The organism is Streptococcus sp. 4094, from assembly GCF_013277125.1.
Classification (GTDB): Bacteria; Bacillota; Bacilli; order Lactobacillales; family Streptococcaceae; genus Streptococcus.
Window position 1 is genome coordinate 13062 of record NZ_VMMI01000007.1, and the last position, 14039, is coordinate 27100.

Annotated in this window: 16 protein-coding genes; 2 read left to right on the plus strand and 14 right to left on the minus strand. The window is 41.3% G+C overall.

Annotated elements, in window-relative coordinates:
- Positions 1-18: 18 nt before the first annotated feature.
- Positions 19-798: a CdaR family protein gene (locus HT721_RS01210; RefSeq protein WP_173213494.1), complete on the minus strand. Its 780-nt coding sequence runs from the start codon at positions 796-798 to the stop codon at positions 19-21.
- Positions 785-1642, minus strand: a complete 858-nt coding sequence (gene cdaA / locus HT721_RS01215) for a diadenylate cyclase CdaA (RefSeq protein WP_050089436.1) — start codon at positions 1640-1642, stop codon at positions 785-787. Before cdaA ends, HT721_RS01210 begins: the two co-directional genes overlap by 14 nt.
- Positions 1643-1777: 135 nt before the next feature.
- Here cdaA and HT721_RS01220 point away from each other — a divergent pair, with 135 nt between their 5' ends.
- Together HT721_RS01220 and HT721_RS01225 are read left to right on the plus strand one after the other, a co-directional pair.
- The gene (locus tag HT721_RS01220) at positions 1778-2746 is read left to right on the plus strand and encodes an NAD(P)/FAD-dependent oxidoreductase (RefSeq protein ID WP_173213492.1); all 969 of its coding nucleotides are present in this window, start codon (positions 1778-1780) and stop codon (positions 2744-2746) included.
- 549 nt (positions 2747-3295) lie between these two features.
- The gene (locus HT721_RS01225) at positions 3296-3871 is read left to right on the plus strand and encodes a hypothetical protein (protein WP_000593540.1); all 576 of its coding nucleotides are present in this window, start codon (positions 3296-3298) and stop codon (positions 3869-3871) included.
- A gap of 207 nt (positions 3872-4078) precedes the next feature.
- Here HT721_RS01225 and whiA read toward each other — a convergent pair whose 3' ends face one another.
- The 12 genes from whiA to HT721_RS01285 form a co-directional block, all read right to left on the minus strand.
- Complete coding sequence (whiA, locus tag HT721_RS01230) at positions 4079-4990, minus strand: DNA-binding protein WhiA (RefSeq protein WP_173228719.1); 912 nt, start codon at positions 4988-4990, stop codon at positions 4079-4081.
- A complete protein-coding gene (locus HT721_RS01235; RefSeq protein ID WP_173228721.1) occupies positions 4987-5964 on the minus strand; it encodes a YvcK family protein in 978 nt (325 codons plus the stop codon). Before HT721_RS01235 ends, whiA begins: the two co-directional genes overlap by 4 nt.
- A complete protein-coding gene (gene rapZ, locus HT721_RS01240) occupies positions 5961-6851 on the minus strand; it encodes an RNase adapter RapZ (protein WP_000163055.1) in 891 nt (296 codons plus the stop codon). The genes HT721_RS01235 and rapZ overlap by 4 nt, the downstream gene beginning before the upstream one ends.
- A 51-nt stretch (positions 6852-6902) precedes the next feature.
- Positions 6903-7283 carry a RidA family protein gene (locus HT721_RS01245; RefSeq protein WP_001140420.1) on the minus strand — a complete coding sequence of 127 codons (381 nt, stop codon included), beginning with the start codon at positions 7281-7283 and terminating at the stop codon, positions 6903-6905.
- Between the two features lie 10 nt (positions 7284-7293).
- Positions 7294-7881 (minus strand): ribosome biogenesis GTP-binding protein YihA/YsxC, encoded by a 588-nt coding sequence (yihA, locus tag HT721_RS01250; RefSeq protein WP_000422410.1) that lies wholly within the window; start codon positions 7879-7881, stop codon positions 7294-7296.
- Positions 7882-7889: 8 nt separating this feature from the next.
- Positions 7890-9122 carry an ATP-dependent Clp protease ATP-binding subunit ClpX gene (clpX, locus tag HT721_RS01255; RefSeq protein ID WP_000106341.1) on the minus strand — a complete coding sequence of 411 codons (1233 nt, stop codon included), beginning with the start codon at positions 9120-9122 and terminating at the stop codon, positions 7890-7892.
- A gap of 31 nt (positions 9123-9153) precedes the next feature.
- Positions 9154-9324 (minus strand): hypothetical protein, encoded by a 171-nt coding sequence (locus HT721_RS01260; RefSeq protein ID WP_000442276.1) that lies wholly within the window; start codon positions 9322-9324, stop codon positions 9154-9156.
- The gene (locus tag HT721_RS01265; protein ID WP_173228723.1) at positions 9324-9830 is read right to left on the minus strand and encodes a dihydrofolate reductase; all 507 of its coding nucleotides are present in this window, start codon (positions 9828-9830) and stop codon (positions 9324-9326) included. The genes HT721_RS01260 and HT721_RS01265 overlap by 1 nt, the downstream gene beginning before the upstream one ends.
- 129 nt (positions 9831-9959) lie before the next feature.
- Positions 9960-10478: a Dps family protein gene (locus tag HT721_RS01270; RefSeq protein ID WP_173228725.1), complete on the minus strand. Its 519-nt coding sequence runs from the start codon at positions 10476-10478 to the stop codon at positions 9960-9962.
- 499 nt (positions 10479-10977) lie between these two features.
- Positions 10978-12468: a choline binding-anchored murein hydrolase LytC gene (gene lytC / locus HT721_RS01275; protein WP_173213485.1), complete on the minus strand. Its 1491-nt coding sequence runs from the start codon at positions 12466-12468 to the stop codon at positions 10978-10980.
- A 37-nt stretch (positions 12469-12505) separates the two neighbouring features.
- Positions 12506-13264, minus strand: coding sequence for a triose-phosphate isomerase (gene tpiA / locus HT721_RS01280; RefSeq protein WP_005589685.1), 759 nt, complete (start codon positions 13262-13264; stop codon positions 12506-12508).
- Between the two features lie 97 nt (positions 13265-13361).
- Positions 13362-14039 carry a DnaD domain-containing protein gene (locus HT721_RS01285; protein WP_173226800.1) on the minus strand — a complete coding sequence of 226 codons (678 nt, stop codon included), beginning with the start codon at positions 14037-14039 and terminating at the stop codon, positions 13362-13364.

Consider the following 14039-nt stretch of genomic DNA (forward strand, 5'->3'; position numbering starts at 1 on the left):
AAAATCCTTTTTCTATTTTTAATTCGTTTTTGAACTAGTTGCTTTCGTTGACGACGATGTCTCCGACGAACTGCTTGCGCTTGAATTTGATGTGCTTGAACTTGGTGCTACTGGTTTTGTAGTCACCTTCATTATTGTATCAAAGGGAGTGATAACTGCCGGTAAGACAACACCATTGCGGTCGATTGCCTGCAAAGGTACTGAACCACTGTAATTACCTGTTATGCGTTCGCTGGTTGGCAAGACAGCGATAATCTTATCAATTCTATCCAATGTCTCTTGGTCACTCGTAATCGACACTTCTTCATCTGACAGCGTGACATTTTCAATCTGTACCCGACTATCAATTTGACTAGGGTCAATCTCTGGTACAACCTTTACCTTATTCTTCTGAGCCTTCTTACCAATCTTGACTGTAATTTTTTGCGGAGTCGCCACAGCGGTCAGCCCATTGGGTAAATCTTCAATGCTCAAAGGAACTTCAATCGTTCCAACACTGGCATCTGTTAGGTCAGCAGTAACCTTGAATTTACGTGTGCTTTCTTGCATTTCACTAGCTAGCGATAGGCGATTTGCACCAGTCAAGACCACTGATACTTCTGAAGCAAAACCACTAATAAAATACTCATCACTATTATAGCGTATGTCAATAGGGACATTTGTTACTGTATTCGTATAGGTTTCCGTTTTTACCTGCCTAGCACTGGTACTGTTTTGAAAATTCGTCGCCGTAGCATAGACAAATAAGACACAAGCAAAAAAGAGTGAGGATATAATATATAAACTATTTTTTCTCATGTTTCCATCCTCCCAGCAATCGTTCTTTAAAACTAAGACCTGCTTCCTCTTTTGGAAGTAAGATTTCACGTAATTCTGTTTCAAATTCATCAAGTGTTAGGTTGTGCTTAAAGCTTCCATTATAGGTTATCGAAATTCCTCCCGTTTCCTCTGATACGACAAAAGTCAAGGCATCTGAGACTTCTGATAAACCGATAGCCGCCCGGTGTCTGGTCCCAAATTCCTTGGAAATTCCTGTACTTTCTGTCAAGGGCAGATAGGCAGACGTCACAGCGATACGTTCTTCTCTGATAATCACCGCACCATCATGTAGGGGAGTGTTGGGAATAAAAATGTTAATGAGAAGTTCTGCAGAAATCTTAGCATCTAAGGGAATTCCTGTCGAAATATACTCCTGCAAGGTACGTACACGCTGAATAGCAACCAAGGCCCCGATTTTACGAGGACTCATGTATTCAACAGACTTAACAAAGGCACGAATCATCTGTTCCTCAGCACTAATAGGGGCATTGGAAAAGAAATCTGTCGCTCTTCCCAAACGTTCCAAACCAGTCCGAATCTCTGGAGAGAAGATAACAACCGCCGCAATAACCCCATAAGTGATAATTTGATTGATTAACCAAGAAATCGTAGTCAAGCCAATCATATTTGCAAGGATTTGAGCTAAAATAAACACCAAAACTCCACGTACCAAAATCATAATCTTGGTTCCTGCAATAGCTTTTGTAAAATGGTATAAAATATAAGCAACAATCAAAATATCAATCAGATTGATAGCTATCGTCCATGGACTTGCAAACAAACTGGTCCAATATTGCAGATTGGATAATTGTTGAAAATTCATCCCTGATATCCTCCCTATCAAAACACTTTCGTCCTATTATACCATTTTCTGGCATTTTTTTCCCTATCCTAGTCCATTTTACATTGAGCAAAAATATGATACAATAAACTGACTAGAAAAAACAAAGGAGAAACCATGTCTCAACTCTATGATATTACCATTGTAGGTGGTGGTCCTGTCGGTCTTTTTGCGGCCTTTTACGCCCACCTACGCCAAGCCAAGGTTCAAATCATCGACTCTCTTCCCCAGCTAGGTGGACAACCTGCTATTCTCTACCCTGAAAAGGAAATCCTAGACATCCCAGGCTTTCCAAACCTGACTGGAGAAGAATTGACTAACCGCTTGATTGAACAGCTAAACAGCTTTGATACCCCTATTCATCTCAATGAAACAGTTCTTGAAATTGAAAAACAAGAAGAAGGCTTTGCCATTACCACTTCTAAAGGAAGTCACCTATCTAAAACTGTTATCATTGCTATGGGTGGCGGTGCCTTCAAGCCACGTCCTTTGGAACTAGAAGGCGTTGAGGGCTATGAAAATATCCACTACCACGTTTCTAACATCCAGCAATACGCTGGTAAGAAAGTGACGATTCTTGGTGGAGGAGACTCGGCTGTGGATTGGGCTTTGGCTTTTGAAAAAATTGCGCCAACTACCCTTGTCCACCGCAGAGATAATTTCCGCGCCTTAGAACACAGTGTCCAAGCCTTGCAAGAATCATCTGTAACCATCAAGACACCATTCGTCCCTAGCCAACTCCTTGGAGATGGAAAAACGCTTGATAAACTTGAAATCACAAAAGTTAAATCTGATGAAACCGAAACGATTGACCTAGACCACCTTTTTATCAACTATGGTTTCAAATCTTCTGTCGGTAACCTCAAAAGCTGGGGGCTCGACCTCAACCGCCACAAGATTATCGTCAACAGCAAACAGGAATCCAGCCAAGCAGGTATCTATGCTATCGGTGACTGCTGCTACTATGACGGAAAAATTGACTTGATTGCGACAGGTCTCGGAGAAGCTCCAACTGCTGTCAATAATGCTATCAACTACATCGACCCTGAGCAAAAAGTACAACCAAAACACTCTACTAGTTTATAAAAAAGAACCACGAGTCACATAGGATTCGTGGTTTTAAAATGAACTACACCTCAAAAGTTAGACAGAAATACATCTAACTTCTGATATGCAGCCCACCTTCTCTTTGCTCTTGTTTGAATAAGAAATTTTTTGAAGAATCATTAGATTATACAAAGTATTCATATCAGCCTTTTAAAGCTATATAAAAACTCTCCAACTATTCTATTATACCATATAAAAAAATAAATAAATAGACTTGTTTTTTTCTTTTTTTGACGTATACTAATAATAGAAAGCGCTTTAAATAAAATAAAAGGAGGTTTTATGAGGAAAGTAAATAAGGACATTTTATTCTTAACTGGAATCATAGTTTTATGTTTTGGTTTTTTATTATTTCACATCAACCCCTATTATGCCGAACCCTATGCGACACTGAAAGAAAGAATAAATTTATTCTTTTGGCAACTATATTGGAGACCTGTAGGAACTCTCAGTATTATTTCGGGTTGCATTATAACTTTCAAAGGATTGAAAAAATAATCTTTTACTCATGAAGAAAGGAAATTTGTTATGATTAAACTGAAACTATTGTTTTTCTCTCTACTATCAAGTCTATTATTCTTAGTCACAACATCTACGGTTTTTGCTGATGTCTATCCTGGTACAAATTATGAAATTGTATCTAATCGTATTGTAAAAGATATCAACACAGGAGAGTTATTGTCATTTTATACGACTGAACTTAGAGACGCCTATTTAGAGTCTAAATCTACGTATCAGACTCGTTCTAATGCAACTGGTGTTGCAGACTATAGAACTAAATACTCTCACTCTTACAAGAAAAGCACCACATCAGGTCCTGTAAGTTCAACTGCCTATGGTGGAAAAGCTGGAGCTACTCTGACTGTAGGTGCAGGTGTTAGCTTTTCTGCTCCGGAGTCTGGAGCTGGACTTAGTTTAAATCACTCAGTCTCCCATAACGTACCACCCTACACTTATGGTTATATTAGACTAAAAGCATCTTACACAGTAAACGTTCGTAAACTAGAAGTTAGATACTTAGGCACCAACAAATGGGTTCCAGCTGGTGAAACCTCTACTATATCGAATGTTAGCGTTTGGAGCGAACTGGTCACTTGGAAATAACTCATTAGAGACTGGGTAAAAACTCAATTTCAGGAGAAAATGAAATAAATTTTCTCACAATAAAACGCATAGTATTACGGTTCAAGTCAACACCGGATATTATGCGTTTTTGATTTTAAAGAGCCAAATTTCTTAACTTAATGACATTGCTTTTTGCCCAACCTCTTTTTATTTCAAAAAAGAACCTCGCAAAACAAGAGCCTGGTTTTATAGTTCATCAGCTAATTTATTTATCTTTCTGAGTCTGTGATTGACACCACTTTTTGTAAGGGGATTGCTGAGGCTATCTGCTAACTGCTGGATAGAGTAGTCTGGGTGCTGAATCCGCAACTGCGCTACTTCCTGCAAATCCACTGGCAGATTTTCTAAGCCCATAATATCTTTGATTTTGCTGATATTGTTGATAGTCTTCATGCTGGCAGAAACTGTCCGAGCGATATTAGCTGTTTCAGCATTATTAGCCCGATTGAGGTCATTACGGGTTTCTCGCAAAATCTTTACTCTCTCAAAATCATCACGCGCCTTCATAGCTCCGATGACTATCAAGAAGTCCATAATATCTTCGGCACGCTGGAGATAGGTCACAACTCCCTTCTTGCGCTCAAGCACCTTGGCATCCAGTAAAAACTGCTGGAGAAGGGAGGCAAGCCCTTGCGCGTGGTCCAGATAAACAGAACTGATTTCCAACTGGTACTTACCTGATTCAGGGTCACGAATGCTTCCATTTGCCAAGAAAGCGCCACAGAGATAGGAACGACCTGCTTCCTCGTCCGATAAAATCTCCTCGTCAATACCTGTTTCCAGACCAAAAAAGGAGTCTGCCAAGTGCAAATCACTTAACAAGTCCTGCACCTTTTCATCTGTAAAAACGGTATAGACTCGATTCTTGCGAAGATTACTTCTTTGGTGGTGACGAATTTCCGATTTGATTTCATAGAAATGGAGAAATGACTCATAGAGGTGACGAGCCAGCTTGGCATTTTCTGTCACGACGGACAAGGTCAAGCCCGAAGTCGAGAGACCGATGCTACCAGACATCTTGATAATGGCAGATAATTCATGCCGGCTCAGATGGTGTTGACCTAAGATTTCTTCTTTTACTGCTACTGTGAAACTCATTTTCTCACCTGTATAATCCGCATCAACTCGTCCACAATCAAATTCCCATCGTGGAAGGCACCCCCATTTTCCAGACGAAGGAAGTTGGATGAAATCACGCGCGGAACTTGCTTACAAAGACCTACAAAATCGTGTTCCACCTGCACCAAGTATTCATCAAAACGATTGGAATTCATGTATTCCTGAGGAACTTTTTCGATATTCACCAAGACAGTGTCGATAAAAGGTCGACCAAGGTGACGATGCAAGACTTCCACATGGTCGCTATCTGTAAAGTGTTCCGTCTCCCCACGTTGGGTCATGATATTGCAGACATAGGCGATTTCTGCCTTGGTTTCCAAAAGCGCCTGCCCGATTTCCTTAATCACGATATTAGGTAAAATAGAGGTAAAGAGAGAGCCAGGCCCTAGGACAATCATGTCACTTTCAAGAATGGTCTGCACTACTCGACGGCTAGCCAGAGGCGTATCATCGTTGAGAGTATTGGTCACATAAACATGGTCAATCATGCCTGGATGGTCTGCGATATGACTCTCTCCAGCCACTTCTGTCCCATCCTGAAAGACTGCGTGCAGGGTCAAAGGATGGTCGCTGGAAGGATAAATCTTTCCAGTTGTATGGAAAAATTTGCTCAGCAACTGCATGGCATTATAGGTCGAACCCTGCATTTCTGACAGACCTGCAATAATGAGATTTCCCAGCGGATGGCCAGCAAAGGCTCCTGCATCCTCAGAAAAACGATACTGAAAGACCTTCTCATAAAACTTAGGCATATCCGACATGGCCACAAGGACATTACGAAGATCACCTGGCGGTGTCAACTGCTGCATATTTTTTCGAAGTTCACCTGATGAACCACCATCATCCGCCACCGTTACGATAGCAGCGATTTCCACATCTTTTTCCCGCAGACTCTTAAGAATGACGGGGATCCCAGTACCTCCACCAATCACCGTTATCTTTGGTTTTCTCATGAACGGTTTACCGTTTCCTTTCTTCGGTCTTTGTCGCGATGCCCTTCATTGACAGGCCAATTCTTGGATAAGTCCTGCGCCAAGCGTTTGGCAAAGGCCACACTACGGTGTTGTCCACCCGTACATCCCATGGCAATAGTCAAAACAGACTTCCCTTCCTTTTGGTAACTTGGCAAAATCGGCTCAATCAAGGCCAACAAATGTTGATAAAAATCTTCTGACTCAGGATGATTCATGACATAGTCATAAACTGGTTCATCCACACCCGTTTGGTTTCTCAGTTCTGGTAGGTAGTAGGGATTGGGCAAGAATCGGACATCAAAGACCAAATCTGCATCAATCGGGATTCCATATTTAAAGCCGAAAGACATGACTTCGATACGGAAAGACTGGGCTTGCTCTTGGTCTGAAAACTGCTCTGCAAGGGTTTTACGCAGCTCACGTGGAGTGAGTTCAGTCGTATCCACCACATTTTGACTCATATTTTTCAAAGGTGCCAAGAGCTCACGTTCCAGCTTGATTCCATCCAAAATCCGACCATCTGCAGCTAGTGGGTGACTCCGTCTGGTTTCCTTGTAACGCGCGACCAATTCCTTATCAGCTGCATCCAAAAAGAGAATTTTAAAGTCCAGTTCTTCCTTGTTTTCCAACTCATCCAAAACAGCTTGAATCTCTGAGAAGAAAGAACGGCTACGCATATCTACTACCAAGGCCAACTTATGGTCGTCTTCCTTTGTTTCCACCAACTGCAAAAACTTAGGCAAGAGAGCTGGCGGCATATTATCAATAGTAAAATAACCCAAATCCTCAAAGGACTGAATGGCTACAGTTTTACCTGCACCACTCATTCCTGTCACAATCACCAAGTGAAGTTGTTTCTTTGTCATCTTTTTCTCCTTATATCAAAAGAAGTTTGGCAACACCAAACTTCAACTAGCTTATCCAATCTCTGCGATGACTTCGATTTCGACTTTTACATCACGAGGAAGACGAGCTACCTCTACTGCTGAACGAGCTGGGAATTCCTCTTTAAAGGCCGTTTGGTAAACCTCGTTAAAAGGAACGAAGTCGTTCATATCGCTCAAGAAGCACGTTGTTTTGACAACATGGTCAAAGTCTGTTCCTGCTTCTGCCAAAATAGCACCAATGTTTTTCAAGACTTGTTCTGTCTGTTCTTGGATCGTTTCTCCAACGATTTCCCCAGTTTCAGGAGAGAGAGGAACTTGACCACTAGCAAACAAAAGGTTGCCAACGATTTTTCCTTGAACATATGGTCCGATAGCCTTTGGGGCCTTATCTGTATGAATTGTTTTTGCCATTTTCTTTTCCTCACAATTTTTCTAAGATTGCATCCCAAGCCTCATCCATCCCTGCCTTGCTGACAGATGAAAAGAGGATGAAATCGTCACTTGGGTCAAAGTTTAATTTCTTTTTGATTGCTGATTCGTGCTTGTTCCATTTACCACGAGGAATCTTGTCCGCCTTGGTCGCAACGATGATAACCGGAATCTCGTAATACTTGAGAAATTCGTACATCTGCACATCATCTGCTGACGGGTCATGACGAAGGTCAACTAAACTGACTACCGCACGGAGATTTTCCCGAGTCGTTAGGTACTCCTCAATCATGCGCCCCCACTTTTCACGTTCCTTTTTGGAAACACGGGCATAACCATAGCCAGGAACATCCACAAAGCGCATCTTGTCGTCAATGTTAAAGAAGTTGAGCAGCTGAGTTTTTCCAGGTTTCCCCGATGTACGAGCCAGATTCTTACGGTTCAGCATGGTATTGATAAAGCTAGATTTACCAACATTTGAACGTCCTGCAAGAGCGATTTCTGGCAGTTCATCCTGCGGATAGTGGGACTTATTCGCCGCACTGAGCAAGATTTCAGCATTGTGTATATTCAGTTCCATAGTCACCTCTAAGCTGTTTCTAGGATTGGTTTGTCCGTTCCATCGACAGCTTCTTTTGTAATGCGAACCAATTTCACATTTTCCTGACTCGGTACTTCAAACATGACATCCAACATGGTCTCTTCGATAATTGAGCGAAGACCACGCGCACCAGTTTTGCGTTCGATAGCCTTATTGGCGATTTCTTGAAGGGCTTCGTCGTCAAATTCCAACTCGACATCATCATAAGATAACAAGGTTTGGTATTGTTTGACCAAGGCATTTCTTGGCTCTTTCAAGATGCGAACCAAATCATCTACTGTCAACTGTTCAAGAGCAGCAAAGACAGGCAAACGTCCAATCAACTCAGGGATAATACCAAATTTTTGAATATCTTCTGCGATGATTTCTTGCATGTAAGAGCTATTTTCATCAATCGCCTTGTTATTTTGACCAAAGCCGATAACCTTTTCACCCAGACGTTGTTTGACAATTTCTTCAATACCATCAAAGGCACCACCCACGATGAAGAGAATGTTCTTGGTATCCACTTGAATCATCTCTTGTTGCGGATGTTTGCGTCCGCCTTGAGGCGGTACGCTGGCAACAGTTCCCTCGATAATCTTGAGAAGGGCTTGTTGCACCCCTTCACCAGAAACATCACGTGTGATAGACACGTTCTCACTCTTCTTGGCGATCTTGTCAATTTCATCCACGTAGATAATGCCACGCTCTGCACGCTCGATGTTAAAGTCGGCAGCCTGCAAGAGTTTGAGAAGGATATTTTCCACGTCCTCACCCACATAACCAGCCTCCGTCAGAGCTGTTGCATCTGCAATGGCAAAAGGTACATTTAAACTCTTAGCTAAGGTCTGGGCAAGAAATGTTTTCCCTGAACCAGTTGGGCCAATCATCAAGATGTTTGACTTCTGCAAATCCACATCTTCTGACTCTTCACGCGTATCGTGGAAATTGATGCGTTTGTAGTGGTTGTAAACTGCCACTGCCAAGGCACGCTTGGCACGATCTTGACCGATTACATAGTGGTTCAAGATATGGAGGAGTTCAATTGGTTTTGGCACCTCAGACAAGTCTGCCAAGACTTCCTCAACCAATTCTTCTCGAATGATTTCTTGAGCCAACTCCACGCACTCATTACAAATAAAAGCATTGTTGCCAGCGATTATTTTTTGTACTTCTTCTTGGTTTTTGCCACAAAATGAGCAATAAACCATCATATCATTTTTTCTATTTGTAGACATGATTTCCTTCCATTCTATACTGTCATTCTATCTAAAATAAGGTCATGTAAAAAGCATGAATACTATTGACCAGATTGGTAAAGGCATTTAACCAAAGGAGGATAGAAAGCCCGTAACGCTTTTTACGAAAAGCCTGTGCTCCTGCCAGAAGGCAGATAAAACACAGAAAAGCCGTGAATAAACCAAATAAACTCCGTTCCATTAGACTTCCTTTCTCTTGCGATATTGGATGGTAAAATCATAAGGATTCTTCTCATCTTTGGCGTAGAATTTGCTTGAAACTGTCTCAAAAAGAGATAAGTCAAACTCCTCAGGAAAATAGGTATCTCCCTCCACCCGAGCATGAATTTGAGTGACAATTACTTCATCTAAATAGGGTTCAAAAGCCTGAAAAATCTGCTTCCCACCGATAATGTAGAGATTCTTGTCTTGAGCCTGATACCAGTCGAGAACAGACTGGACGTCCTGAAAAGTAGCAACCCCATCTATCTTTTCTTCCAGATTACGCGTCAAAATCAGGGTCTCCCGTTGTGGAAGCAAGCGACGCCCCATTCCATCAAAGGTTACCCGCCCCATCAAGATAGCATGATTCAGAGTTGTTTCTTTAAAGTGCTGCAATTCTGCTGGCAAATGCCAAGGTAGGCGATTGTCCTTCCCAATCACACCCTCTTCATCCTGGGCCCAAATAGCTACGATTTTCTTAGTCATGCTTCCATCCTTTTCACTGATAGTACTATTTTATCAAAAAACTCAAAAAAAGACTGGTTTGGAATAGCTTACAAAATAGAAAAAATCTGTAAGAAATTTCCTACAGATTTATCTATGTTGCCTTGTTTCTTACAAACCAGGTGCTTGTCCAAGTTCTGCTGCAAGCATCCAGATTGTTTTCTCAAGTTCAGCCTTAGCACCAACAAAAATATCGTTTGTAACATCATCGCCTTCTTCGTCAGTCACATCCAACGCTTTTTGGAAAAGAGTGATGAGGTAGCGATAAATAGCTAGAACACGTTCCAAGCTTTCTTCAACATTACGGTATTCACCAGCTTCTTCTTCGATTTCACTATTTTGAAGGAATTCTGTCAATGTAGAGAATGGGCTTCCACCGAGTGTAATCAATCGTTCGCTGATTTCATCTAAATGACCATCAAGAGCATCCATGTACTCATCCATTTTTGGATGCCATACCATAAAACCGCGTCCACGCATATACCAGTGTACTTGGTGCAAAGCAACGTGAGCTACGTACAAATCAGCTACAGCTTGATTCAAAACTTCCTTTGTTTTTTCCAATGCTACTGGCGCTGCTTTTGTTAATGTTGCGACATCTTTTGCTGCTTCTTTTTTCAATTCTACCATTTTATTTTACCTCATTCATTATTTTTATGTAACCACTTCTTAATGATTACTACCTTAGTATACTACTAAGGAAAGACAAATGCAAGCCAAATGACCCACATGAGAAAAGTTGCAAGAGACTGATAATTTAAGAATTCTTTAGAAGACGAAAAAGAGGTCTGGATGCTTATAGTCAATGGAAATCCATCAGCAAACTAGGAAACTAAACCCAGCTTAACCAAAGTACAAGTTTTGAGGTCGCAGGTAGAACTGACCACGCTGACGTGGTTTGAAGAAATTCCCCAAGACTATAATAGATTGAAATAAGAGGGAGCCAAGTCGATTAGGAAAGACAAATGAATTTCTAAAAATGTTTTAGCAACCGCAATGTCCTGGTCTATATTCAATCTACCATATAAGATTTATTTCCTAGCGAGATCTTGAATTTACTCGAGGATGAACTGCCATAAAACAAAGAAAAAGAGGGTGCTACTATCACATCCCTCTTTCTAATCAGAGCTTAATACCAAACACTGACATCCACGCGCCCTTGGATTCCTTTCATGTATTCAGAAGAGGTATATTGCCAACCTTTTTCTCCTGAATAATGAGGGTTTTCCCATTCTAAAGCATTGGTATAGGCCGCTACCCAGTTTACATGTTTTAAAATATCTGGGTGTTTTAAACGTGTCTGTAATAAACTACGATAGCTATAGACATACACATTTTGATAACCCGCCTGCTTCATCGTCTCCATGTACTTGTTGATGATCTTAACCCAAGTACTTGTATCACTCGGAGCACGCTTACTTTTATTCACATACTCCCAGTTCTCAACATCATAGTAGATAGGGTAAGACAAGTTCATATTGTATTTCTTCAGAAGTTCAATGGTCTGTTCAGCGTCATTCTCAGCATCGGTCTCATTTTCAGCATAGGTATAGAGATAGACGCCATAAGGAATTCCCAGACGGTTTAACTCCTTAATGTTATGCGCCAATTCCTTGTCTTCTTTACCGCTATAACCTAGACGAACAATGACACCATCTACTTCATTTTCATCAATAACCTTTTTCCAATCATTGATACGACCATTGTGCTCACTAATATCAATAACTTTCTTAGCATGTTCGGTTCCTACTTGTTCTTCTCTATTATTAAAGAAATAGCGTTTACCATCTCTGTGAACCCAGCCAACATTCAAATCTTTCTTTTCTTTGAGCTCACCAGAGGCCGCAAAGATATAGCGAGCACCATCCATAATCACTTCGTCAGTCGCCATGGCACCACTTCCAGTCAAATAGTAGTTGCCTTGCCACTCATTCCGAGCCATATAGCCCCACTTCTTGAAATAGTACCATTTGCCGCCCACTTTTTGCCACTCTTGGTTAGCATAAGTTCCATCTGATTTGAGATAAAAATAAGCAGAATAGGCTGGATCATAGAGCCATTCATTTTGCATCATAGCTCCTTGACCATTCAAGAAATAACTTCCTTGCCATTGGCTTTTAGCCATGTAACCCCACTTCTTGAAGTAGTACCACTTATTTCCAATCAATTGCCATTCTTGATGAGCATAAGCCCCATCTGACTTGAGATAAAACCAACTCTTGTAATTATTATCATAAAGCCACTCGTTTTGGGCCATATATCCACCTGATTTCAGGTAGTAATTTCCATGCCATTCATTCTGCGCGTAACGACCATCTGAATTAATATAAAACCAAGCCTTATAGTAGTTGTCAAAAATCCATTCACTTTGAGCTTTAGAACCATCAGCCTTTACATAATAATCCCCATCCCAGTGGGCAGAGACACTGTTTCTCTGTTCATTGCTACTAGTTGATGAAGTTCCTGTTGATAGACTAGATTTTTCTGAAACTGTGCTTCCACTTGTTTCATCTGCCGCAATTCCTGAAACTCTTGCGCCAAGTAAGCAAAGACTTGCTAGCCCTATACATACAAATTTTGTTTTCAATCTTTCCTCTCCTATAAAAAATGGAACAGGCACCTGAATGCTGTTCCACCTAGCTTTTGCTACTTACTGATTATTTTACAAAGTCAAGCAAAGCCAAGAAGCTTTCAGCTTCAAGTGACGCACCACCTACAAGGGCACCGTCAACGTCTGGACAAGCCATGTATGAAGCAACGTTCTCAGGTTTAACAGAACCACCGTATTGAACACGAACTTTGTCCGCAACTTCTTGACCGAAGTCAGCAGCTACAACGTCACGAACAACTTTACACATTTTTTGTGCATCGTCTTGTGAAGCTGATTTACCAGTACCGATAGCCCAGATTGGCTCATAAGCGATAACTGATGCAGCAACTTGTTCAGCAGTCAATCCAGCCAATGCAGCAGATACTTGAGCACCTACGAATTCAGCAGCTTTACCAGCTTCGTAAGTTTCAAGTGACTCACCACAACAGATGATTGGAAGCATACCGTTTGCAAAGATTGCTTTTGCTTTTTTGTTGATATCTTCGTCAGTTTCATGGAAGTAGTCACGGCGTTCTGAGTGACCGATAACAACGTAGTCAGTACCGATTTCTTTCAAAACTTGTGGGCTAGTTTCACCAGTGAAGGCACCTGCATTTTCAAAGTAGCAGTTTTGAGCAGCAACTTTAAGGTTTGAACCTTTTGCAGCAGCAAGAACAGTTGTCAAATCAACTGCAGGAGCTGCGATACCTGCTTCAACAAGATCTGATGAAGGAAGTTTTGATGCAACAGCTTCAACGAATGCTTTAGCTTCTTCTGGATTTTTGTTCATTTTCCAGTTACCAGCGATAAATGGTTTACGTGACATTTCACATACCTCTTTTTTCAATTTATTTTCTACTTATTTTATCACAATTAGACACAGCTTGCAAATCTTACTCGGATTTCAAGCCTGCTTCCAACGATTAATCCTTCCAGAGATCCATGGCATTTCTAAAATCCACAGATACCTGTGTCAACTGAGGATTGCTGGCTTCTCTTTCTGCCCGCTTAGCCTCAATTTGAGCCACACTTTTGATACCTTCATGGCGCCAGTTTCTCAAAATCGCCTGAATGTACTTCCAGTTTGCTTTTCCATTTAAAACAGCTTCACGAAGAGCCTCCTTAATCAAGTCAGCACTGGTTCCATCTTCCTTTAGTGTCTTGGTCAAATCTTCAATCTCAAAAGGTGTCAACAAGCGTCCCAATTCCTGCTGGAAGGTTTCCACCAAATCCTTGAGCTGATTCTGAGGTGTCAACTGGTCTGAACTTGAATCAGCGACTCCAAGCAAGTCGTCCAAGCGTTCCAAAGCCAAACTAGCATCAAAAAGCAATTCGATTTCACCATTTAATTCGATAGTACGATACTGGAGAAGTCCCCTCTCCGTCAGATTAGAGATAGACTGGTTGACATCCGAAATTTCCTTGCCAATCCTTTCAGCAATCTGGCTTGGCGACATTTCTTCCAAGCCTGTCGTATTTTGCAAATAGAAAAATTGCCAGACCAGAAAATCGTCGCTAGAAGGAAAGAGTTCCTTAAAATGCAAGAGCAGGGCACTCGGTAAAACCAAGTTCCCTGATTTAAAAGCGTCTAAATATGTCAT